The sequence below is a fragment of the Reichenbachiella versicolor genome (assembly GCF_003171675.1).
Taxonomy (GTDB): Bacteria; Bacteroidota; Bacteroidia; order Cytophagales; family Cyclobacteriaceae; genus Reichenbachiella; species Reichenbachiella versicolor.
In genome coordinates, this window is the sequence record NZ_QFZQ01000001.1 from 295,150 (window position 1) to 318,008 (window position 22,859).

The 22,859-nt window shown below is 36.2% G+C and carries 19 protein-coding genes; 14 read left to right on the forward strand and 5 right to left on the reverse strand.

Annotated elements, in window-relative coordinates; genetic code table 11:
• Positions 1-7 precede the first annotated feature (7 nt).
• Positions 8-379 carry a response regulator gene (locus DKG80_RS01305; protein ID WP_109829477.1) on the reverse strand — a complete coding sequence of 124 codons (372 nt, stop codon included), beginning with the start codon at positions 377-379 and terminating at the stop codon, positions 8-10.
• Positions 380-487: 108 nt separating this feature from the next.
• Entirely contained in the window at positions 488-1,645 is a 1,158-nt protein-coding gene (locus DKG80_RS01310; protein ID WP_109829478.1) for an MFS transporter, read from the reverse strand.
• A gap of 230 nt (positions 1,646-1,875) precedes the next feature.
• Between DKG80_RS01310 and DKG80_RS01315 the strand changes: the two genes are divergently transcribed.
• On the forward strand, positions 1,876-3,903 hold the full coding sequence (locus DKG80_RS01315) for a transketolase family protein (RefSeq protein ID WP_109829479.1): 2,028 nt from the start codon (positions 1,876-1,878) through the stop codon (positions 3,901-3,903).
• A 72-nt stretch (positions 3,904-3,975) separates the two neighbouring features.
• Positions 3,976-4,632, forward strand: a complete 657-nt coding sequence (fsa, locus tag DKG80_RS01320) for a fructose-6-phosphate aldolase (protein ID WP_109829480.1) — start codon at positions 3,976-3,978, stop codon at positions 4,630-4,632.
• Positions 4,633-4,760: 128 nt separating this feature from the next.
• On the opposite strand, the gene DKG80_RS01325 is transcribed toward fsa, so the two are convergent.
• Positions 4,761-5,237 carry a GNAT family N-acetyltransferase gene (locus tag DKG80_RS01325; RefSeq protein WP_109829481.1) on the reverse strand — a complete coding sequence of 159 codons (477 nt, stop codon included), beginning with the start codon at positions 5,235-5,237 and terminating at the stop codon, positions 4,761-4,763.
• A gap of 398 nt (positions 5,238-5,635) precedes the next feature.
• On the opposite strand from DKG80_RS01325, the gene DKG80_RS01330 reads away from it, so the two are divergent.
• Complete coding sequence (locus DKG80_RS01330; protein ID WP_162555612.1) at positions 5,636-8,032, forward strand: response regulator; 2,397 nt, start codon at positions 5,636-5,638, stop codon at positions 8,030-8,032.
• 12 nt (positions 8,033-8,044) lie between these two features.
• Here DKG80_RS01330 and hemE read toward each other — a convergent pair whose 3' ends face one another.
• Together hemE and dnaK are read right to left on the reverse strand one after the other, a co-directional pair.
• Positions 8,045-9,073, reverse strand: coding sequence for a uroporphyrinogen decarboxylase (gene hemE / locus DKG80_RS01335; protein ID WP_109829483.1), 1,029 nt, complete (start codon positions 9,071-9,073; stop codon positions 8,045-8,047).
• 154 nt (positions 9,074-9,227) lie between these two features.
• Complete coding sequence (dnaK, locus tag DKG80_RS01340) at positions 9,228-11,156, reverse strand: molecular chaperone DnaK (protein WP_109829484.1); 1,929 nt, start codon at positions 11,154-11,156, stop codon at positions 9,228-9,230.
• Positions 11,157-11,369: 213 nt separating this feature from the next.
• Between dnaK and DKG80_RS01345 the strand changes: the two genes are divergently transcribed.
• The 11 genes from DKG80_RS01345 to DKG80_RS01395 all read left to right on the forward strand — a co-directional run bounded on the left by DKG80_RS01345 (position 11,370) and on the right by DKG80_RS01395 (position 22,857).
• A complete protein-coding gene (locus tag DKG80_RS01345) occupies positions 11,370-11,936 on the forward strand; it encodes a M23 family metallopeptidase (protein WP_109829485.1) in 567 nt (188 codons plus the stop codon).
• Positions 11,937-12,349: 413 nt separating this feature from the next.
• On the forward strand, positions 12,350-13,384 hold the full coding sequence (locus DKG80_RS01350) for a lactonase family protein (RefSeq protein WP_109829486.1): 1,035 nt from the start codon (positions 12,350-12,352) through the stop codon (positions 13,382-13,384).
• Positions 13,385-13,504: 120 nt separating this feature from the next.
• Entirely contained in the window at positions 13,505-15,088 is a 1,584-nt protein-coding gene (locus tag DKG80_RS01355) for a peptide chain release factor 3 (RefSeq protein ID WP_109829487.1), read from the forward strand.
• Positions 15,089-15,114: 26 nt separating this feature from the next.
• A complete protein-coding gene (locus tag DKG80_RS01360; RefSeq protein ID WP_109829488.1) occupies positions 15,115-17,559 on the forward strand; it encodes a DUF5686 and carboxypeptidase-like regulatory domain-containing protein in 2,445 nt (814 codons plus the stop codon).
• A gap of 49 nt (positions 17,560-17,608) precedes the next feature.
• Positions 17,609-18,349 carry an RluA family pseudouridine synthase gene (locus tag DKG80_RS01365; RefSeq protein WP_109829489.1) on the forward strand — a complete coding sequence of 247 codons (741 nt, stop codon included), beginning with the start codon at positions 17,609-17,611 and terminating at the stop codon, positions 18,347-18,349.
• Positions 18,349-18,663: a DUF6787 family protein gene (locus tag DKG80_RS01370; RefSeq protein ID WP_109829490.1), complete on the forward strand. Its 315-nt coding sequence runs from the start codon at positions 18,349-18,351 to the stop codon at positions 18,661-18,663. The genes DKG80_RS01365 and DKG80_RS01370 overlap by 1 nt, the downstream gene beginning before the upstream one ends.
• Positions 18,647-19,627, forward strand: a complete 981-nt coding sequence (locus DKG80_RS01375; RefSeq protein ID WP_109829491.1) for an aminodeoxychorismate synthase component I — start codon at positions 18,647-18,649, stop codon at positions 19,625-19,627. The genes DKG80_RS01370 and DKG80_RS01375 overlap by 17 nt, the downstream gene beginning before the upstream one ends.
• The gene (locus DKG80_RS01380; protein ID WP_109829492.1) at positions 19,611-20,207 is read left to right on the forward strand and encodes an aminotransferase class IV; all 597 of its coding nucleotides are present in this window, start codon (positions 19,611-19,613) and stop codon (positions 20,205-20,207) included. Before DKG80_RS01375 ends, DKG80_RS01380 begins: the two co-directional genes overlap by 17 nt.
• 94 nt (positions 20,208-20,301) lie before the next feature.
• Positions 20,302-20,922 (forward strand): SiaB family protein kinase, encoded by a 621-nt coding sequence (locus DKG80_RS01385; protein ID WP_109829493.1) that lies wholly within the window; start codon positions 20,302-20,304, stop codon positions 20,920-20,922.
• A 131-nt stretch (positions 20,923-21,053) separates the two neighbouring features.
• Positions 21,054-21,458, forward strand: coding sequence for a DUF1987 domain-containing protein (locus tag DKG80_RS01390; RefSeq protein ID WP_109829494.1), 405 nt, complete (start codon positions 21,054-21,056; stop codon positions 21,456-21,458).
• Between the two features lie 103 nt (positions 21,459-21,561).
• Positions 21,562-22,857: an ATP-binding protein gene (locus tag DKG80_RS01395; RefSeq protein ID WP_109829495.1), complete on the forward strand. Its 1,296-nt coding sequence runs from the start codon at positions 21,562-21,564 to the stop codon at positions 22,855-22,857.
• Positions 22,858-22,859: the final 2 nt, after the last annotated feature.

Below are 22,859 nucleotides of genomic sequence, written 5' to 3' on the forward strand. Positions count from 1 at the left end.
CATTAAATTAAGTTGTTTGTAGAGCGTTTGAGATTTCATTTGAAATCTCCTCTACATTCATCGGTTTTTGAAAACATTGTTTTATCAAACCATTTTCTATCGCCTGTGATATTTCCCCATTGACATCATATGCTGTGAGTATATAATAGTGTTTATTAGGGAAGGCTGTTTTGGCCTTTTCTATAAATTCTACTCCAGTCATTATTGGCATGCTCATATCTGAAATGATGATATCTATTTCATCATTGTGGAGAATTTCAAAAGCTTGGGATGGTTGAGCAGCAGTTATAATCTTGTATCGACCTTTAAAAAGCTCCTTGAAGATGAATAAGTTGGTGTCTTCATCATCTAGATACAGTATTTTGCTTCCGTTGTTCATACCTTTTCTTTACGGAAAGCTACTGGAACTGAATAGCTAACGAATAGCTTTTTCGATCAAGTGATAATTATGTTGGATGACTAACGATTTACATCGATTAATTACGAATTATTTTCGATTAACAACCAAACCAATTAGAGGGCCTATTGATATTAAACTTAATGCAATAGGGGTGCTAAAGTTGACCAAAGCCCAGTTTACAATCCAAATACTTAAAACTGTAATGCCAAATCCGATACCATTGACAATTGTAATAGCAGAGCCTTTGAATTCAGGAGTAGCGTTTTTGGCCACCAACGTTGAAAACATTGGAGAATCAGGAATGATACTTAAACACCAGAAGAATAGAGCAGTTATGGTCAATATTTGATTTTGTACACCAACTCCGATGCAGTAACCAAAACAACATATCAAAGAAGTACCTAGTGATATTATTGCAATTTTATGCGGCCCAAATTTGAATGAAGCCAAACCTCCTACAACGCAACCCAGACCTCCGAAAGCAATCAATCCAAATGAAAGGTATGAGGTAGATGATTCTGATAATCCAACGATTGTTGACTTTATAAGGAAAGGAACCAAAGCCCAAACAGTGTATAGTTCCCACATATGACCAAAATACCCAAAAGCTGCTTTTCTAAAAGCTCGATTTTTGAAAACTTCAAAGACCATTTTCGGTTCAAAGGCTCCAGATATCGTTCGGTGTTCTCCGTCCGGAACCAATGTGCCAATTATTAGCCCTCCAATTAATGCCAGTACCGATGTAGAAAGAATGGTAATCGACCAATGGAAGTTATTCAACCAACCACTAATCAAATGTGGTAAGGCTGTACCAATCACTAAGGCACCAACCAACCAGCCTAATGACTTACCCAATTTATCACTAAAATGATCTGCTGCTATCTTCATACCGACAGGATAAATCCCTGCTAAAAAAAGTCCAGTAAAAAATCTTGATATTAATAATGTAGGCGTAGGGAAAAAGTAATTGGCAAACACACTGGTACCATTGACAATAGCACCAAGAATAGCACTTATCATAAATACTTTAGAAGGAGAATATTTATCAGAAGCTCCTAAATAGGCGTAAATGATTGTCCCTGCTAAAAATCCAAATTGAACGAAAGAAGCTAGTTGTGAAGATATAGATCTGTCCAGACCTAACTCAATTAATTGGTTGGTAACGGCATTGCCAGCAAACCACATAGAGGTACAGAGAAATTGGGCAACGATAATTATCGTTAAAGTCACTTGAGGTCTTGGCATACAGAGAGTTTAATTGTAAAATGTAATGATCAAACTTTGGTTTGCGGCTTTGAAATTATAGAATTTACAATACTTTTGTGCCGCGCTATATGCCTTGGAACAGGTTAAACCTAGTTTCAAGGCATTTTTTAATTAAAGCTTAAAACAGTTAAATGAGTTCCCGAATATGAAATGATTTTAATTGTAAAAAAGAAAATAGCACGGAGACTAATAGAAATTAACACTTTCAGATGAAAACAATAGACTTACAAGCAGCAGATAATATTAGAGCGCTAGCTGTAGCAATGGTAGAAAAGGCTAAATCAGGACATCCCGGAGGGCCAATGGGTGGAGCAGATTTCATGCATATTTTGTATTCAGAGTATTTGAGGTTTGATCCTGAAAATGGAAACTGGCATGCAAGAGATAGATTCTTCATGGATGCAGGTCACTTATCTTCATTGATGTATGCTCAGTATAGTATGCTTGGTAAATTTTCGATGGAAGAATTGTCAAACTTTCGTCAGTGGAAGTCTCCAACTCCAGGTCACCCAGAGGTGGATCCCGAAAGATTAATTGAAAACACGTCAGGCCCATTAGGACAGGGGCACGTAATGGGAGTAGGAGCTGCTATTGCTGCCAAATTCCTCCAAGCGAAGTTTGGTGACTGGATGGATCAAAAAATCTATGGTTTTATTTCTGATGGAGGTATTCAAGAAGAAATTTCTCAAGGAGCAGGTAGAATAGCAGGTCACTTAGGCCTAAGTAACTTTATCATGTTCTTTGATAGCAACGATGTACAGCTGTCAACGATGGTAGATGAAGTAACTACTGAAGATACAGCCATGAAATATGAGGCATGGGGATGGAAAGTGATTACTATCGATGCGCATAACCATGATGAAATTAGAAAAGCGCTAGATGAGGCGAATGCTGAGACTGAAAAGCCAACCTTGATTATTGGTAAAACGATCATGGGTAAAGGCTGTGTAACTGCTGAAGGTGAGATGTTTGAAGGTCATTGCGAGCTTCATGGACAGCCAATTGGTAATACAGGTGCTGACTATGTTAAGACGCTGGAAAACTTAGGAGCTAACCCTGAAGATCCATTCCAAATCTTCTCTGATGTTAAAGAGAAATATGCTGCGGTCATAGAGAAAAAGAGATTGAATGCTAAAAAAGCTCAGGCTGTAGAAGCTAAGTGGAGAAAGTCTGAGCCTAAGTTGGCAGCTAAGCTTGATCAGTTTTTTACAGGTGAGTTACCGGAAGGAATCGATTGGAGTGAGATAGAACAAAAAGCAGGTGTTGCTACTAGAGCTGCTGGCTCTGCTGTACTTGGTTACTTAGCTGACAAAGTAGAAAATATGATTGTTTCTTCAGCAGATTTGTCTAATTCAGATAAGACAGACGGGTTTTTGAAGAAAACAAGGTCTATTCAAAAAGACGATTTTGGAGGAGCATTCCTTCAAGCGGGTGTTGCTGAGTTGACTATGGCTGCCATTGCGAATGGTATGGCATTACATGGGGGAGTTATCCCTGTGGTAGGAACTTTCTTTGTGTTTTCTGACTATATGAAGCCAGCTATAAGACTGGGAGCCATTCAAGAACTAGCCGTGAAGTATGTTTGGACTCACGACGCCTTCAGAGTAGGAGAGGATGGACCAACTCACCAGCCAATCGAGCAAGAGGCTCAAATTCGATTAATGGAGAAGGTGAAAAACCATAGTGGTAAAAACAGCTTTTTAGCTCTAAGACCTGCAGATGCAAATGAAGCAACTGTTGCTTGGAAAATGGCTCTTGAGAATACAGAAGTATCTACAGGTTTGATTCTTTCGAGACAAGGTATTAAGGATCTGCCTTCTGAGGGGAGTAGATATGAAGATGCGCTTAAAGCTGAGAGGGGAGGATATATAGTAAAGTCTGTTGAGAATCCAGATGTGATTCTTGTAGCAAATGGTTCTGAGGTTTCTACTCTAGTTGCTGGAGCAGAATTGTTAGAGTCTGAGGGTATCAAATCTAATATCGTTTCAGTTATCTCTGAAGGATTGTTTAGGACTCAAGATGAAGCTTACCAAGTAAGTGTTATTCCAACTGATAAACCAGTTTTTGGTTTAACTGCAGGCTTGCCAGCTAACTTGGAAGGCTTGGTAGGTCCAAAAGGAAAAGTATTTGGTTTAGATCATTTTGGCTGGAGTGCACCAGCAGGAGTACTTGATGAGAAGTTTGGTTTCACAGGAGAGAATGTGAAAAATCAGGTGTTAGAGCTATTAGGAAAATAAAATATATAGGCCTGTGAAAACAGGCCTTTTTCGTTTTATTTCAAAGTATAACAGAAAAGAAAACTAAGAGGTATGAAATTTTTTATCGACACAGCTAATCTTGATCAAATCAAGGAAGCGTATGATTTAGGTGTTTTAGATGGTGTGACTACCAATCCATCGCTGATGGCAAAAGAAGGCATCACAGGTGAAGAGAATATAAGAGCCCATTATAAAGCTATTTGTGATATTGTAGATGACAAAGTCAGTGCAGAAGTAATAGCAACTGAGTATGATGCTATGTTGAAAGAAGGTCTAGAACTAGCAGCTATAGATCCAAAAATCGTAGTAAAGGTTCCAATGATCAAGGATGGTGTTAAAACTATCAAAGCTCTTTCTGATAAAGGAATAAGAACAAATTGTACATTGATATTTAGTCCAGGTCAAGCAATCTTAGCTGCGAAAGCTGGAGCTACATACATCTCTCCATTCATTGGTAGACTAGATGATATCGGATTTGATGGCATGGAATTAATAGAGCAGATAGTTGATATCTATGACAATTACGATTTTGGGACTGAAATATTAGCGGCATCTGTAAGAAACCCTCTTCACTTAATTAAGTGTGCTGAAGTAGGCGCAGACGTAGTTACATGTCCATTGTCAGCAATTATGGGCTTATTGAATCATCCATTGACAGATAAAGGTCTTGCTCAATTCTTAGCTGACTATGCTAAGGGTAACAAATAAAGAATTATAAAATTCAGCTGAAAGCCTTGTGCCTTTTTGGTCCAAGGCTTTTTTTTTCAATATTATTTCAAAATGCAGTCAAGTAAAGTGGATACTGAAGTAACAGAGTTTTCTATTCAAGAAGAGATCTACAGGCTAATTTTCATATAAACTACTCCTTCAAGAGGGTTGTCATAGTATGAATTAGTTTTCTCAAAGCCAATTTTTTCATAGAGACTGATTGCTCCTGAAAGTACCTCTAGGGTATCTAAGTACATATTTTTATAGCCAAGCTGTTTTGAAACTTCTATAATATTCTGAGTTAAAACCAATCCATACTTTTTCTTTCTAAAGTCAGGTTGGACATAAAGCCTCTTCATTTCACAATCTTGACCCTCTAGTTTTTTGACAGCTACACATCCAACATAACGATTGGTTTCAATGTCAATTAACAGTAGAATTTCACCATCTGGTTGTTCATATATACCTGGTAAAGAAGCTAGCTCTTGTTCGAAAGATTGAAAACATAAGTCTACGTTAAGTTCTTTTTGATACTCGGTGAAAAGAGTTTTTGTGATTTTTAGTTGATCTTCTGATCTGACTTTATGGATTTGATAGTTGTTCATAAGTGATGTCAAAAATGATTGTTATATGTTACAAAATCTATATGTAGACTTATGTTTTTGATGATTCGATAGAGTTTGTCTCTTTGTAGCTATGGATGAATTTCAAATGAGTATAGAACATTATTTGGTGAATTATTAAACAAAAACCGAGATATAGCTTTGAGTTATAATTTATGGATAGAATGATCTCGTCTATTTTAAAAGTATCATTGATAAGATTACTTTAATTGTTTTAACAAACTGATTTAGCGGTTCAATGTGTTTTTGAATGACAAATTCGCGATCAGCAAAAAAGAATACTGCTCATTTTGAATGAGTACTTCAGGTATTTGTTTTGAGTCTAAGGATTGGTTTTACGAATACTTATTAGATTTACCGATCTAGAAACCTGTTGAGAATTGCAATATTCTATAAAGATCAATCATATTACTTTTTTGTGGCTGTTTATCGCTCTACAGCCATTTACGGTACTTTCCAAAGCACCTTCTCCAAAAATAGAAAATGGTATTGTCGATTTACGAGAATGGGAGTTTCGTACAGACGGTTCAGTTGAATTAGATGGTGAATGGGAATTTTATTGGGAGCAATTATTCTTTTCTGAAGATTTTGATCTGCACAAACCTGATACTGTTCACTATCGAGAGTTTACAAAGCTTTGGAATTATGAAATGGTGGGTAAGGATAAAATCTCGCCGGAGGGGTATGCAACCTACAGAGCACGAGTTATATTAAGCTCTATCACACCAGAACTAACACTTTCTATACCTCATTTCTATAGTGCTTATTTTTTATTAGTAAATGGAGAATTTATTTCTGCAAATGGTCATGTCGGTATATCTGAGGAAACTTCTGTACCTCACTGGCAACTCATTACTCATGATCTCAAAGTCAAAAGTGATACGCTAGATATAGTTCTCCAAGTGTCTAATTTTAGGCATGCTCGTGGAGGAGCTAGATACCCAATAGTCATAGGTGAGAAAGTATACATGCAAACACATCGAAAGAGGGAAGAAGCTAATGACTTGATCATGGCAGCTAGCTTGTTTTTTATAGGCTTGTTTTTCATGATTCTTTATTGGTTTGGAAGGCATGAAAAACATATTCTTTTCTATTCACTGTTTTGCTTCTTCTTTAGCTATAGAGCTATTGGTTCAGGGAATTATGTTTTACACTCATTGCAGCCAGATTTGCCTTGGTTGCTGACGGTGAAGTTTGAGTATGTAACGACATTTTTATCTGCACTGTTTTTTTGTTTTTATTCATACTACTTGTATAAAAAAGAGACCTCAAGAGTCTTTTTATCATTTGCTACAGTCTTCTTTTCAGTATGTGTATTACTCGCTCTTTTTGCTCCGGTCACAGTTTTTACACATGTAGTTGCACCTTTTTCAGTTTTTGTCTCGGTGTCTTTTTTCTATTTACTCTACACTTACATCATTGCTGTATTAAACAATAGGAATGGATCACGGTTGTCATTAGTTAGTTCTTTAGTGCTTTTTGGAGTCGTGATAATGCAGATTTTGGAATACTTTGGTGCATTTGAAGTCCCTATGTTTTATACTTTTATAGGATTCCAGCAGTTTTATTTTGTTCAGTCTATCATATTATTCAATAGGTACAGCAGGAATTTAGAGTTGGCAAAAGAAAAGGCAGAAGAAGCAGCTAAGTCACAGTCTGACTTTTTATCAATGATTTCGCATGAGATAAGAACACCTCTCAATGCAGTAATTGGATTGACTAACTTTTTAATTAGCGATAAACCCAAAAAGGATCATGAAGAGGACCTTAGAACTCTTAGGTTTTCGGCGGAACATTTACATATTCTTATCAATGATGTGCTAGATTACAGTAAGTTGGAGTCTGGAAAGATAGAATTTGATTTGGTCGATACTAATATTATTGAGTTGGCCAAAAACATTATAAAGGGTTTTGAAAAGAAAGCAGAGGAGAAGAGCATTTATCTGAATTTTATCTGTGATGATGACATTCCGAAGTTTGTTATCTGTGATGGGTTAAGATTAAGTCAAGTTCTGACTAATTTAATTGGTAATGCCATCAAGTTCACAAACAAAGGAGGAGTTACTTTAAGCCTCGCTATAATCAGTCGAAATGAAAAAAAGGTTTCTATCAAATTTATTGTTGAAGATTCAGGTATAGGAATACCAAAAGAAAAACAAGCTAAAATATTTGATAGCTTCTCCCAAGCATCTACTTCTACTACGAGAAAATATGGCGGAACAGGTTTAGGGTTGTCGATTACCAAAAAGATACTAGCAATGCAAAATATAAAAATCAATTTGTTCAGCATCGAAGGGCAAGGCTCTAGATTTTATTTTACCCAGCCGTTTACTATCAGTGAAGAGCAAGAGCATAGCACAGAGACTATTAAGAAAGACGAACATGACTTGAAAGGTGTAAGGATATTGCTAGTAGAGGACAATCCAGTTAACGTTATGGTAGCGAAAAAATTCCTTTCTAGATGGGATATTGAAGTTGATTTGGCAGAAAATGGGCGAGAGGCTGTGGAGAAAGTGTCATTAAATGTTTATGATATTATACTGATGGATCTCCAAATGCCAATAATGGATGGTTATACTGCTTCTAAGGAATTGCGAAAGAATGGAGTAGAGATACCAATACTTGCATTGACTGCATCAGTCATGTTAGATGTAGGTGATAAGGTATTTAAAGCTGGTATGGATGACTATATCACCAAGCCGTTCGATCCAAATGACCTTTACAATAAAATTTTGATTCACTTAGGAAAAAAAGAACCCCCGTTAGAAGGGGAATAAACTAATAGACGATCAAGCTCTCCACTTTTTAACCGTTTCTATAAATACTTTTACTTTCTCAGGTTTGATGTCAGGATAGACACCATGACCAAGGTTGGCAATATGTCTGTGACCTCCAAACTCTTCTAACATCTGAATAGTTTGTCTTTCAATTTCCTTGTCAGAGCTGTAAAGAACACAGGGGTCTAAGTTTCCCTGTAGTGTTTTAGAATCTCCTATTAATCTTCTGGACGCAGCGAAACTCATGTTCCAATCAAGACCGATAGTTTCACAATTTAGGTCTGACATTCTTTTTCGAGCAAAGAAAGCTCCTTTAGCGAACACGGTTACAGGTACTTCATTGATTGCGTCACAAATCTTAGAAATGTACTTCAATGCAAATTCATCGTATTGGGTAGGAGAAAGAATTCCAGCCCAAGAATCAAATATTTGAACAATGTCAGCACCACACTCAATCTGCATTTTAAGGTACTTAATTGTGCTTTCCGTAATCATTTCAAGAAGCTTGTGAGATAGTTCAGGCTCAGCGTAGAGCATTTTTTTAGCCTTAGAAAAGGTCTTGCTGCCACTTCCTTCTACCATATAAGAGAAGATGGTCCAAGGTGCACCAGCGAAGCCAATCAATGGAACTCTACCATTCAATTCTCTTTTAGTTATCTTAATCGCTTCAGCAACGTAATTTAGGTCTTCATGTGGATCAGCAATTCGTACTTTTTTTAGGTCAGCCTCTGACTTAATAGTTTCTTCAAAGAAAGGTCCTTTCTTCTCGATCATTTTGTAAGGAAGTCCCATGGCTTCAGGAATTACTAAAATGTCAGAGAAGATAATTGCAGCATCAACGCCTAAGATGTCTACTGGTTGAATAGTGACTTCGGCTGCTAATTCAGGAGTTTGTGCTAACTCAATAAATCCACTCACGCTGTTTCTAACGGCTCGATATTCAGGAAGAATCCTTCCAGCTTGTCTCATTAGCCATACAGGTACTCTTTCAGTTTTTTCTCCTTTTGCAGCGCGAATTATTAAGTCGTTTTGTAAAGTCATATTCTCATATCTTAACAGGTCACAAATATACAACCTCGACTGAGATGTATGATGTTAAAGTAGGATATGTGATTATGGTTTTTGGCAGGAGGGTAAAATAAAAAGCCCACCCCGACAAAGTCGAGATGGGCTTTCATCTATTGCTATGATAAGATTACTTCTTATCGTCTACTTCTTCAAATTCTACGTCTGACACATCAGAGTCTCCTGCACCAGCGTCTGCACCTGGCTGACCTGCTCCAGCATCAGGACCGGCAGCTCCACCTTGTGCGTCTTGAGTTGCTTGGTACATCTCCTGAGAAGCACCTTCCCAAGCTTTGTTCATACCTTCTAAAGCAGTGTCAATAGCAGCTAAATCAGCAGATTTATGAGCTTCTTTCAATTGCTCTAAAGCTCCTTCGATCTTAGACTTGTTGTCAGCAGACAATTTGTCACCAAACTCTTTTAATTGCTTTTCAGTCTGGAAGATCATAGAGTCAGCAGCGTTGATTTTCTCAATCTTCTCTTTTTCAGCCTTATCTGCCTCAGCGTTAGCTTCAGCTTCCTGCTTCATCTTTTCGATTTCTTCATCAGTCAATCCTGAAGAAGCTTCGATTCTAATGCTTTGCTCTTTGTTCGTTCCTTTATCTTTAGAAGTTACATGCATGATACCATTTGCATCGATATCAAAAGTCACTTCTATTTGAGGAATACCTCTCGGTGCTGGTGGGATACCATCTAAGTGAAACCTACCTAGAGACTTATTGTCCTTCGCCATAGGTCTCTCACCTTGAACTACATGGATCTCAACAGAAGGCTGATTGTCAGCCGCTGTAGAAAATACTTCAGACTTTTTAGTTGGGATCGTAGTGTTAGCCTCAATTAATTTAGTCATCACACCTCCCATAGTTTCTATTCCTAAAGAAAGTGGAGTTACGTCTAGTAAAAGAACATCTTTGACCTCACCTGTTAATACACCACCTTGGATTGCAGCTCCTACGGCTACCACTTCGTCAGGGTTTACACCTTTAGAAGGCTTCTTGCCAAAGAACTTCTCAACTTCTTCTTGGATAACTGGAATTCTAGTAGATCCACCAACTAAGATTACTTCGTCGATTTCTGATACAGAAAGACCAGAATCCTTCAAAGCAGCTTTTACAGGTTCCATTGACCTTTTTACTAAACTGTCGGCCAATTGCTCGAACTTAGCTCTTGATAAAGTTCTAACCAAGTGCTTAGGAACACCATCAACAGGCATAATGTATGGCAAGTTAATTTCAGTAGAAGTTCCTGAAGATAACTCAATTTTAGCCTTTTCAGCAGCTTCTTTCAATCTTTGAAGAGCCATTGGATCTTTTCTTAGATCAAGTCCTTCATCATTTTGAAATTCTTCAGCTAACCAATCTATGATAACAGTGTCAAAGTCATCACCACCTAGATGGACATCACCATTAGTCGATTTTACTTCAAATACACCGTCACCTAACTCAAGGATTGAGATATCGAACGTTCCACCACCAAGGTCAAACACTGCAATTTTCATATCAGCGTTTTTCTTGTCTAGGCCATAAGCTAATGCCGCTGCAGTAGGCTCATTGATGATTCTTTTAACGTCAAGACCAGCGATAGCACCAGCCTCTTTAGTCGCTTGTCTCTCAGCATCGTTGAAGTAAGCAGGTACAGTTACAACAGCCTCACTTACATCAGTTCCTAGGAAATCTTCAGCCGTAGACTTCATTTTTTGAAGAATTACAGCAGAAAGTTCCTGAGGAGTATATGTTCTATCACCGATAGATACTCTTACAGTGTCATTGTTTCCACTTTCTACTTTGTAAGAGACACTTTTCTTTTCTTCAGAGATCTCTCCGAATTTCTTACCCATGAATCTCTTCACAGAGCTAATAGTGTTCTCAGGGTTAGTGATTGCTTGTCTTTTGGCTGGATCACCAACTTTTCTCTCTCCTTTGCCACCATCCAAAAATGCAACGATTGATGGAGTGGTTCTTTTTCCTTCGCTATTAGGAATCACCACTGGCTCGTTTCCTTCCATTACGGATACACAAGAGTTGGTCGTCCCTAAATCGATACCGATTATTTTACCCATGATTTATAAATTATTCTCTTTCGAAATTTTTATTCTTAATTGCACTCCACCTTCAACAATGCTTGTGCCAAACGGCTTTGGCAGATTTTTGTATGTCATAGTGGCAGAGGATTGCAAAAGCAAGGTTTTATTAGCTGCCAAGATTTCTTAACATAAGTAAAGCACATAGAACTAATCTGGTGATGTCTCACGATTTTGGTAATATTGATTGCTATGAATAAAATGCTATTTGTTGTTTTCTTTCTTGTTAATTCTAGTTTTTTAGTTGAGTTACCTATTCCGTCAAATCACATCGAATTGACCAAGATTGGTCAGTTTGGTGTAAAGAGAAAGGCTAGACCAAGGGTTCCTGCACATTTACATACAGGAGTAGATATTAAAAGAGCTAATGGAGATTATGATCATGCTCCAATACTAGCTATAGCTGATGGAGAAGTGATTAGCATTCGGCGAGATGCTGCATATGCTCAAATAATTATTAACCACGATGAACAATTTTGGACTTTATATGAGCATGTAGCCGATATTGAAGTACACCTAGGAGATTGGGTTGAGGCTGGAGAACCTGTTGCAAGATTTTTTAATAGAGAAGAACTGGATCGATTTGGTTGGCAATTTGATCATTTTCATTTTGAGGTTCTGAAACGAGCACCTAGACCTCTACGCTACGATGTCAACAATAGCGAAAGAAAGTTTAGTTCTTTTACTTTAGAATGTTTCAATGAAGAACAACTCAAATATTATTTTTATGATCCATTGGAATTTTTAGGCGTTCATTGAGTTTTTTTAATCTAAGAATAGAGGCCAATAAATATGCATTTACAATGAGTTTATTTAGATGTTGTTTTTCGCAGAATAGAAGTGTAGCTAATACTTCCTCCTGAAAAAAAACAGCTTTGATAAGCTAGTTTATTCTTGAATGTCATTGATTTCATATCACAAATTCCCTTCTCTGGTTTAAATATCCCAATCACTCTTAATAACTCTGATATTCATTCCTTAAATGGAGTAGATACCGCCCCATCCAAAAGATATTAATGGTATACTGGTATCTATTAGAATCTATAGGATATGAAATCTTATCTCGACGGTAATTTTAAATAAAATCAGTTGAATAATTTTTGTCAGAATAATGATCTCAGAGGTTCTATCAGCCATATATTCGCATAGACAATGCTCAAAAATAAAAAGGTATGAAGATCATAGTCGGAAGCTATACTGAAAAACTATCTGAAGAAATTATAGGTGAAGGGGATGGGATTTCCATTTTTGAGTTTAACCAAGAGAAGCTAGAATTAACTCTTTTATCTAAACAGCAACAGCGAAATCCAGCTTATCTAGCACTTAGTGAGGATAAGAAATACTTATATGCAGCGGAAGAGTTATTTGAACAAAGTGCTCCTATGCTTTTTTCCTATAAAATTAATAATGGCAGTGCTCTTGAGATTACAGACCAAAAATTGATCGTAGGAAGTTTAGCATGTCATGCTAATATTCATGAAGGAAATTTACTTATCGCTAATTATGGCTCTGGGAATGTGATTATTCAAGGGGTCTTAGATGGGCAATTTGTGGGTAAAAGAAATATGATCCAGCATCAAGGAAAGAGTGTAAATCAATTTCGACAAGAATCACCTCATGCCCATATGACTTGTTTTGTGAATGAAGAAAAGTTTTATGTTCCAGATTTGGGTTTGGATAGATGCGTTGCATACAAGCTGGTTGAAGGTGTTGTTTTTGCGTTGCCAGAAGATGATTTAGTCTTGCCAGAAGGTGAAGGACCCAGACATATGGTGCTATCTGATGATGGGGTCTATGTTTATGTTGTTTCTGAATTAACTGGTAGAGTATCGGTATTTGATGCAGAGTCGAAAGAGCTATTACAACAAGTTGAATCTATTCCAAAATATTTCAAAGGAACACCTAGTTCAGCTGCCATTAGAATGCATCCCAATGGGCATTATTTATATGTAGCCAATCGTGAAATTAATATGTTGACTATATATGAAATGTTAGAAGATGGGTTAATTAGGTTGCTCACCTATACCTATTTGGTAGACAAGACTCCAAGAGAGTTTAATATTTCTTCTGATGGGAAATATTTAATTGTGTTAGGCCAAGATTCTCATACGTTGAGTTTTTATTCAATTGAAGAAAATGGAGGTATTGAGTTACTAAAAACTTTTGGAGGAATCAAATCACCTTCATGCCTGTTATTTTTGGATTGACATTTGTCTCAGTTAGTTATAAGTCATCCCATACAATATTTAAATCTCAAATCTAAACTCTATCTTTGCCGCCAAATTTTGGTATTATATAATTATACTGCTAATTAATTATAAGGAAGAATGAGTCTACAAGGAGAGATAGATAAGAGGAGAACATTTGGAATCATCAGTCACCCTGATGCTGGTAAGACTACTTTGACTGAGAAACTTCTTCTTTTCGGAGGAGCTATCAAAACTGCAGGTGCAGTTAAGTCAAATAAAATCGATCGTCATGCTACCTCTGATTTTATGGAAATTGAGAAACAGAGAGGTATCTCCGTTGCCACTTCCGTAATGGGTTTCAATTACAAAGACCGAAAAATCAACCTTCTTGATACTCCTGGTCACCAAGATTTTGCAGAGGATACTTATCGGACATTGACTGCTGTTGATAGTGTGGTGCTTGTTGTCGATTGTGTAAAAGGAGTAGAGATTCAGACAGAAAAACTTATGGAAGTTTGTCGGATGAGGAATACGCCTGTGATGGTTTTCATAAATAAGCTTGACCGTGAAGGACAAGATCCATATGATTTGCTCGACGAAATTGAAGCAAAATTAGATATCAAAGTCCGTCCCCTGAGTTGGCCAATCAGTATGGGTAAGACATTTAAAGGTGTGTATAGTCTCTACGAAAAGAAACTTAAGCTTTTTACTGCTAGTAAGCAGACACTAGATACTGATAGTGATGTTTTGATTGAAGATATTAATGACCCAAGATTAGAAGAGTTGATTGGTGATAATTATGCAGAAACATTGCGCGAAGATGTAGAACTAGTGGATGGAGCTTATCCAGAATTTGACCTTGAAACATATAGAAGTGGAGAAGTGGCACCGGTTTTCTTCGGTAGTGCCGTGAATAATTTTGGAGTTCAGGAACTATTAGACTGTTTCATTGATATTGCACCTAATCCAATTAAGCGAGAAACAGAAGTTAGAATAGTAGAACCTACAGAGTCAAAATTTTCTGGATTTGTGTTTAAGATTCACGCTAATATGGATCCTAAGCATAGAAATCGAATAGCTTTCGTGAGAGTGTGTGCAGGTAAATTTAAAAGAGGGGACACCTACTATCATTCTAGGCTAGATAAAAAATTTAGATTCTCTAATGCTACTGCATTCATGGCTCAGAGCAAGGAGATTATAGATGAGGCTTTTCCAGGAGATATTGTTGGGTTATATGATACTGGTAACCTTAAGATTGGAGACACTTTGAGCGAAGGTGAAAAAGGAATGTATAAAGGTATTCCAAGTTTTTCACCAGAGATATTTAGAGAAGTGATCAATACTGATGCTATGAAAACCAAACAGCTTGACAAGGGGTTGACTCAATTAATGGATGAAGGTGTTGCTCAGTTGTTTACTTATGAAATGGGATCTAGAAAAGTCGTAGGTACAGTAGGAGCTCTTCAATTTGAAGTAATTCAGCATAGGTTATTGCATGAATATGGTGCTTCATGTCGTTTTGCTCCAATGAATCTTTTCAAAGCTTGTTGGTTTAGTAGCGACGACAAGAAAAAATTAGAAGAATTTATCAAATCTAAATATCGTCATGTTGCTCAAGATAAGGATGGTAAAATGGTCTTTATGGCAGAATCACGTGCATGGCTTCAGATGGTTCAAGATAATTTTCCAGATATTTCATTCCACTTTACGAGTGAATTTTAACTTTACCCAGAAATAAATATCTAATTATGCTAAAAAGACAACTGCGACATTTGACTTTCTGCATTGTCTTCTTAATGTCAATCTTTGATGGTTTCTCTCAGACTATTACTGGGGAGATAAAATCAAAATCAACAGGTGAGCTTTTACCCTTTGTTTCTATAGCCATCGGTGATACAGGGAATGGAGTTACCTCTGACATTAATGGAGCTTATCAATTAAATCTACCAAGTTCTTACCAAGGAGTCATTCTTGTAAGAAACGTAGGTTATCATATGCAAGCTATTACTGCATCGGATCTTCGTAAAAATCCTAATATTTTTTTAGAAGAGGATATACAGCAGTTATCTGAGGTAGTTTTTCAAGCTAGAGAAAACCCAGCTAACGAAATAATTCGCCGAACTATCAAAAATAGAGAGCTTCATGATCCAGATAGATTGAGAAGTCATCAGTTCACTTCTTATGCAAAAGAGATATATAGGCTTGACCCAAATGAAGCTTTTTCAGACTCGCTTTTAAACTTACTTGGTGCTAATACAGGAATGTCTAAGAATGATTCAATAAAGCTACAGATTGAAAAAAACCTTAGACAACGACACATTTTTGTAGCGGAGTCTGTATCTGAAGTCAAATACATGAAACCAGGTATGAGAAATGAGACTGTTTTGGCTACGAATGTGTCAGGTTTTAATAGTGGTTTATTGGCAGCAACAGGTTCAAGCTATCAGCCGCTGGGGTTTTATAAGCCAGTTATTAGTATGCTGGGTACAGAATATGTAAACCCAATTAATCCAGCAGGTCTATCTCAATATGACTTTTATATAGAGGATACTCTTTTCTATCATGGTATTGATACTGTTTGGGTGTTAAGTTTTGAGCCAAAGCAAGGGAAAAAAATAGATGGTTTTGTTGGGGAAGTTTCTATTCATCAGAATGATTATGCAATCACACATGTAGTCGCTGAAAATGCCGATCAAAAGTCTACTGTCGGGCTGAAAATAGAACAAAACTATGATATGGTTAAAGGACAATGGTTCCCTGTGATGCAGTATACTAATTGGGTGTTGCAAGATTTTAAATACTACGGCCATAGAGTGGTTTTAGAAAATTATAGGTATCTGTCAGATATCAGTATAAATCCTAACCTTACTGCCGACGATTTTAGCGATGTGAGTTTAAGTATCCAAAGACAAGATCCTAAGAAGAGTATCAAACTGATTGAGAAGAAACGACCTACAGCACTCGATGTAATGGAATTGGAGACTTTTAATAAAATGGATAGTATCTCCCGCAGATTGAGACCAATTGAAACTGCTATTGAATCTCTTTTCACTCAGAGATATGAGGTTGGGAAGTTAGACCTTCGTTTAAATGATATTATAGGCTATAATAGGTATGAAAAGTTGAGGCTAGGTCTAGGCTTAGAGACCAATGATAATTTGTTGAAATGGTTTAAAGTTGGAGGATATGGAGGGTATGGAACTGGAGACAGAGTTTGGAAATATGGGGCCAATATGAAATTTGAATTTAACAGAAGGAATAGCTCCTATCTGTTACTGAATTATCGTCATGATCTTAGAGAGGTAGGGGCTGTAGATTATTTTGAAAAGAGCTATGGTAATTTGGCTGATTTAATACGATCATTTCAAGGGAATTTATTTGATATGGAAACTCATTATAAGGTCACTGCAAATAGTAGAGTTGCTCCATTTACATATGCTCAGTTTAGTATAAAAAAAGCAGAATTAAATCCAACATACGATTATAGTGTTCAAACAGAAAATGGTGTTTTGGAGGCTTATGACCTTAATGAAATGGCAATCTCGATGAGGTTTGCTAGAAAAGAAAGGTATGTAGACCTCTATGGACGAAAGGTCGCTACTGGTGTAGAGTTTCCTATAATTAAATTTCGATATGCTTATGCAGACCCTTCGCTATTGGGTGGTGATTTTGATTATACTAGATATGATTTATACTTTCATTATGAAAAGAAGTATCGTTTAGGTAAGACTCGAATGATTGCCAAAGGAAACTATACAAATGGTAGTCTACCATATTCCTATTTAATGACTGGATCTGGTAATAGGGATTCATACGTGGCCGTTTGGGGATTTTTTCAGACCATGGGACGTTATGAATTTTTGTCAGATCAATATGCTGCATTGTTTTTGCGTCACAACTTTGGGAATGTCTTGATTAACAGTAAGGTTATTAAGCCTGAATTAGTAGTGTTTCACAGTACGGGTATTGGGGAATTAGAGGATTCTGAAGTGCATAATCAAGTGGAATTTAAGACAATGGAACAAGGCTATTTTGAAGCTGGAGTGGGTTTGAAGAACTTGATTAGAGTAAGTCTTGTTAATCTTGCTTATTTGACCGCGGGAGTTGAGGCACATTATAGATATGGAAAGTATGCTTTTCGAAACAAAAGTGAAAACCTAGTATTTAAGGTCAATGTATCATACAGCCTGTAATAAACCATTTATTGTATAATACTCTAATGTATTCGGTTAATTTTGCTGCATGGTAAAGAAAGCGTTTGTACCTATCTATGAAGATAATCATTTGCTGATTGTTGATAAATCACCTGGGGTTTTGGTTCAGGGTGATAGGACTGGTGACGTACCGTTACTAGATCTCTGTAAAGATTATATCAAAAAGAAATATGATAAACCAGGCGCTGTTTTTTTAGGCAGCGTTCACAGGTTAGACCGTCCTGTCAGTGGAGCGGTTGTTTTCGCTAGAACGTCCAAAGCGCTTGAGCGCATGAATAAGATTTTTAAGGATCGAAAAGTAAGTAAAGTTTATTGGGCCATCGTAAAGAATCGACCACCTAAAAAAGAAGATAAGCTTATTCATTGGTTGAAGAAAGATGAAAAAATAAACAAGACAACCGCATATGATAAACAAATAGATGGTTCTCAAAGAGCCGAGTTAAAATATAAAGTTTTGGGGAGGCTGAATGAACATTACTTGTTAGAAGTGAGGCCTTTGACTGGGCGGCCTCATCAGATAAGAGTCCAATTAGCTAGTATGGGATGTCCAATACGAGGAGATATTAAATATGGTTTTGCCAGACCCAATCCTGACGCTAGCATTAATCTTCACGCACGTCATCTAGACTTTATTCATCCAGTGAGCAAGGAACCAGTTAAGGTAACAGCAGGAGTTCCTCAGAACGACTTTTGGGAGCAATTTCTTGTTTTAGATAAGACTAGTGCCAAGGTTCTTTCAAAAGATAAATATCTAGATAAGTTATTTTAATGAGGTATTTGAAGAAACTTCAATCAAAGTGGAAACTGGAGTCTATGACAGATCTAGTCATTGTACTAATTGTCTTTGCTAGTACAGGATTTACTGTAATGTTTCTGAAGGGAGAACTTCTTGGTTTGATTTCAAAAGAGGTAGCTGATAGTACTTTATACAGTGTCCTGTACTATATTTTTATTCTACCAATTTATAACCTAATTCTACTTTTTTATGGATTGATTTTCGGGAAGTTCAAATTCTTTTGGGAGTTCGAATTAAGAATGTGGAAACGTCTGGTAGGAAGTAAAGTAAATGAAGAGTCTAAGTAAGAAGCTAGCAATTTCTCGCATCAATGAATTGGCAGGTTTGCGAAGACCTTTTTTATTCATTTCGGATTTTTCAGGGAAGAATAACTTTGTTTGGGAAGAGAAGGAGATAGACCCAAATAAAGTATTATATAGAATAAATGGCAGAACGAATGCGCATGGTCTAGGCAAATCTTCGGTTAATCTTTCTATTAAAAAGTCACCATTACCTTTTGAGCATTACAAGCGCTCATTCGATCTTGTTCATTCAGAGTTGGGAAAAGGGAACTCGTATTTACTTAATCTTACACAGCCCACATCTATTGAGTTAGAAGGAGAATTGCGAGATGTATTTATTCAAAGCGAGGCTAGGTATAAATTGTGGTTCAAGAATGAATTTGTTGTGTTCTCCCCTGAGAAATTTGTTCAGATAAAAAATAGCAGGATTTCTTCTTTTCCTATGAAGGGAACAATTGACTCGAGAATTCCTGATGCAAAAAAGATAATTCTTTCTGATGCAAAGGAGATGGCAGAGCATGCCACCATAGTAGATCTTATTAGAAATGATATGAGCAAGTTTGCCTCCAAAGTTACTGTTGAAGATTTTCGTTATGTTGAAGAGGTTTATACGAATGAAAAGAATCTGTTTCAAGTAAGTAGTAAGATTACAGGGGAGTTAGATCATAATTTTCACGATATTTTAGGCGATATTTTATTTTCACTTCTGCCTGCGGGATCTATCAGTGGTGCCCCCAAAAAGAAAACCCTTGAAATTATTAGTAGAGCGGAGCAGTATGATCGTGGTTTTTATACTGGAGTGATAGGGTATTTTGATGGAGATTCATTTGATAGTGGAGTCTTGATAAGATATATAGAAAAGAAAAACGATAAGCTCATTTATAAAAGTGGAGGAGGTATACATTACTTGAGTGATGCCTTTACGGAATACCAAGAGTTAATTGATAAGGTGTATGTTCCAATTCGTTGAAACTATTTGCATTCAAGATGGTCAGCCAAAGTTGTTGAAATATCATCAAGCAAGACTTAATTGGACTTGGGATAATCACTTTAATGGTAGCCCTTTTGTAATAGATGAAATTCTTTTACAGCATATTATGCCTAAGCAAGGTCGTTACAAATGTAGGTTTCTGTATAATGCTTCTGAATTTCGTGTTCAGATTGAACCTTATGTAGTTAAACCTGTATTTACATTGAAATTAGTAGAAGGGAAGGATATGTCATATTCTTATAAATCTTTATCAAGAACATTATTGACCGAGCTGTATTCGTCAAAAGGTAAGAATGATGATATAATAATTGTAAATAGCAAAGGGGAATTAACTGATTCTTATTTTGCTAATTTAGCGTTTTATGATGGAGAAGGATGGTATACGCCAAATACCTATTTGTTGAAAGGAGTAAAACGTTCTTTTTTAATTGATAGAGGAATTTTGAAAGAAATTAAGATTCTAAAAAGTAATCTTCAAAATTTTTCTAAAGTAAGTTTGATTAATGCTTTATTGAATTTAGGTGAATTAGAGATAGATATTGAGAGTATTTATAATTAGGTCATATTATGACTGATTATATATGTTTTATCTTAGAGATTCATATATTTAATTCGCATTTGAGAAAACGAATAAAACGGAAGTAAGTAGGAGTATGAGACGCCCAAGAGCTAGTAAGCAGTATAATATGTTGAATCATCTCAAGAATGTCATGACATTCAAGGAGAAGATGGGTGAGGGACACGCTAATATTGTTTATTATGGTAAAGTGACTCAACCTACTATCGATGGGATTACAGATATGATGGAGAGTCAGATGAAGGATGAAGGTCTTCCTCGTCAGGCGACTAAAAGAGTCTATCATGTAATGATTGAAGCCTTACAAAACATTTGTAAACATGCAGATAGTACTGCAGAATATGCCTCTAGTGATTTACAGACGGGACTTGCTCAAGAAGGGATTTTTGTAATAGGAAATAGTGATACAGAATACTACGTTACTACTGGTAATCAGATAGAAAATGAGAATGTAGTTCGTCTTAGAGATATGTTGGATCATATCAATGCCCTTGATAAAGATGGATTACGAGAGCTTCACAAGCAAAAGATGCAAGAAGGATCAATTAGTAGTGTAGGTGGGGCAGGTCTTGGATTTATTGATATCAAGAAAAAAACAGGAACAGAGTACGAATATTACTTTGACCCAATGGATGAAAAATATTGTTTTTTCGTTTTGACTATTCGAATACTCAAAGAGTCAGTAAAGGATTTTTAGTCTTTTTTTGTTAGGGGTTTTTCCTACAAGATATTAGGTGTTTTAACGTCTTGTAGAGCAATTGTCGTTTGGATAGATTTGTTCTTGTATAATGCGTTAAATTACGAAGAAGTTCATCTTTAAAAATCGCTATGGACGGTTATATTATTAGGTCTACTGGCTCTACTCCTATGGTTGAATTCAATCCAGAGGAAGGATATTTGGACATCACCGGAGTTTCTACTCCTGATGATCCACTAAGCTTTTATGGGCATGTATTTAGTCAATTACATAAGTTTGAGAAATATAAGAATGAAGTTATTACTATCAATTTTGCATTGAAGAATATGACTGGTTCTACTACCTATATTTATATTCTTGTAAAAAAATTGATTTCTCTGGCTAATGCTAATAGGCAGATAGTATTTAATTGGTTTTATGAAAAGAATAATGAAAAAATACTAGATGCAGGAAAGGAAATAAGTCAACACTATAATCATCCATTTAAATTTGTAGGGGTATATAAAATTAAACAGCAATTAAGACAGGCTAGTTAATTGGGTTTTAATCTTATTATTACTAATTTTTAATTCATCATGTCGTCTGATTATCACTGATTTTAAAGTGTTTGGACGTTAAATATTTCAATCAAGTCAAAAAGTGATCAAAAAATCAATCCGCTTACTTTTAATATTTGGACTTTTTGTCCAACCAGCCTTAGCTGCCACCACAGCTGCTTCATCTGAGGCAGGAGGTATCAATATTTTTATGATACTCTTTGCTATTGCCCTATTTGCAGGAATAGGTGTTTCTGTAATGTTCTTTAATAAAACACAGAAAGCAGAGGAAGAAAGAGATAAGGCTATTAGTCGTGAAAACTTAGTCAAGAATAAGTATGAGCAGCAGGTCATAAACTTAAAAGAGAAAGTAAAATTAAAACATAATCAAGGTAGGGAAGTAGTTAAAAAACTTCAAGCATCTAACGACCAAAACAAACAACTGCGAGTTAAGTTTCAGGCAGCATACGATGAACTAGCTCAAAAGTTTAAAGAAGCGCAAGAGAGTTTGAAAAACGTAAGTCAAGAAACAGGCTTTCAAGAAGAGTTGGATAAAGTGTATCATAAACTTGAAGATGCACAGGCAATGATTCTTCATGCTGAAAAAATGTCATCATTGGGTCAGTTAACTGCGGGGATAGCTCATGAAATTAATAACCCCGTCAATTTTGTTTCGAATGGTATCAATACTCTTAAAGAGAATTTTGAGCAAGTAGGAGTATTCATTGATAATTATAGGAGCGTTTGTGAACAAGAGTCTCTAGAGGATGTTAAAAAGTATTATAAAATACTTAGAAGTGACGATAAAGAGTATGATGGTATTATTCAATCAATACAAGAATCGTTAGAAGATGTGGATTATGGTACCAATAGAATTACAGAAATTGTTAATGGATTGAGAATTTTCTCAAGACAGGATGAGCTAGATGTAAAAGAGTCGCATGTTCATGATATTGTAGATAATGCTCTTCTAATTCTTAAACCGAAATACAAGAAAAAGGCAAAGGTTTTAAAGGAATTTGATCACAATATGCCAACTATCAAGTGCCTACCTGGACAACTTAACCAAGCACTGGTGAACTTAATAGGTAATGCATCAGATGCAATAGACTTTAAAGGAACTATTACTATCCGAACTATCAACAAAGATGATGACAACATCGAAATACAAATCAAAGATGATGGTAAAGGGATGTCAGAAGAAGTTCAGCGAAAAATATTTGATCCATTTTATACCACCAAGCCAGTTGGTAAAGGAACAGGTCTTGGTCTTAGTATTACCTATGGTATAATAGAGAAACATGGTGGTACTGTAAAGGTAGAAAGTGTAGAAGGAGAAGGAACTACATTTTTCGTTTCTTTACCAAAGAAGATCAAATTGAAAAAAATCAGAAACTAAAA

What these genes read in the sequence shown, in the direction of transcription:
- DKG80_RS01345 (WP_109829485.1), top strand. Translation starts at nt 11,370, where the DNA reads ATGAATAAAATGCTATTTGTTGTTTTCTTTCTTGTTAATTCTAGTTTT.
- DKG80_RS01380 (WP_109829492.1), top strand. Translation starts at nt 19,611, where the DNA reads ATGTTCCAATTCGTTGAAACTATTTGCATTCAAGATGGTCAGCCAAAG.
- dnaK (WP_109829484.1), bottom strand. Translation starts at nt 11,156, where the DNA reads ATGGGTAAAATAATCGGTATCGATTTAGGGACGACCAACTCTTGTGTA.
- DKG80_RS01325 (WP_109829481.1), bottom strand. Translation starts at nt 5,237, where the DNA reads ATGAACAACTATCAAATCCATAAAGTCAGATCAGAAGATCAACTAAAA.
- DKG80_RS01385 (WP_109829493.1), top strand. Translation starts at nt 20,302, where the DNA reads ATGAGACGCCCAAGAGCTAGTAAGCAGTATAATATGTTGAATCATCTC.
- DKG80_RS01370 (WP_109829490.1), top strand. Translation starts at nt 18,349, where the DNA reads ATGAGGTATTTGAAGAAACTTCAATCAAAGTGGAAACTGGAGTCTATG.
- DKG80_RS01365 (WP_109829489.1), top strand. Translation starts at nt 17,609, where the DNA reads ATGGTAAAGAAAGCGTTTGTACCTATCTATGAAGATAATCATTTGCTG.
- DKG80_RS01360 (WP_109829488.1), top strand. Translation starts at nt 15,115, where the DNA reads ATGCTAAAAAGACAACTGCGACATTTGACTTTCTGCATTGTCTTCTTA.
- DKG80_RS01310 (WP_109829478.1), bottom strand. Translation starts at nt 1,645, where the DNA reads ATGCCAAGACCTCAAGTGACTTTAACGATAATTATCGTTGCCCAATTT.
- DKG80_RS01305 (WP_109829477.1), bottom strand. Translation starts at nt 379, where the DNA reads ATGAACAACGGAAGCAAAATACTGTATCTAGATGATGAAGACACCAAC.
- DKG80_RS01375 (WP_109829491.1), top strand. Translation starts at nt 18,647, where the DNA reads ATGAAGAGTCTAAGTAAGAAGCTAGCAATTTCTCGCATCAATGAATTG.
- fsa (WP_109829480.1), top strand. Translation starts at nt 3,976, where the DNA reads ATGAAATTTTTTATCGACACAGCTAATCTTGATCAAATCAAGGAAGCG.
- DKG80_RS01390 (WP_109829494.1), top strand. Translation starts at nt 21,054, where the DNA reads ATGGACGGTTATATTATTAGGTCTACTGGCTCTACTCCTATGGTTGAA.
- DKG80_RS01355 (WP_109829487.1), top strand. Translation starts at nt 13,505, where the DNA reads ATGAGTCTACAAGGAGAGATAGATAAGAGGAGAACATTTGGAATCATC.
- hemE (WP_109829483.1), bottom strand. Translation starts at nt 9,073, where the DNA reads ATGACTTTACAAAACGACTTAATAATTCGCGCTGCAAAAGGAGAAAAA.
- DKG80_RS01350 (WP_109829486.1), top strand. Translation starts at nt 12,350, where the DNA reads ATGAAGATCATAGTCGGAAGCTATACTGAAAAACTATCTGAAGAAATT.
- DKG80_RS01315 (WP_109829479.1), top strand. Translation starts at nt 1,876, where the DNA reads ATGAAAACAATAGACTTACAAGCAGCAGATAATATTAGAGCGCTAGCT.